The 315-nt window shown below is 45.1% G+C and carries 1 pseudogene; it reads right to left on the bottom strand.

What is annotated here, in order from left to right:
• Nucleotides 1-315 (bottom strand): annotated as a pseudogene (locus tag AC4GME_RS10210) (beta-ketoacyl-ACP synthase I); the annotation flags it as partial.

Here is a 315-nt window from a genome sequence, read left to right as displayed (position 1 = left end):
CATGAACACCAGCAGCGCCGAGTGCATGACCTGTTTGAGATTTAGTTGCACTGATTTTTGGCGCTTTATCAGCAAATACTTCATTAATTGCTTCTAACTCTTTAGTATCGCCAACCGGTGTAGAAGTACCGTGTGTGTTCAGGTAATCAACTTCACCTTCAACTGTTGCTAATGCCTGACGCATACAACGTACCGCACCTTCACCAGATGGAGCAACCATATCGTAACCGTCAGATGTTGCGCCGTAACCTACAATTTCAGCATAGATTTTTGCGCCACGAGCAAGTGCATGCTCAAGTTCTTCAACAACAACCA

This window comes from Psychromonas sp., assembly GCF_983033635.1.
The sequence above is the reverse complement of the archived record's forward strand: the minus strand, read 5'-3'. Positions and strand labels throughout refer to the sequence as shown.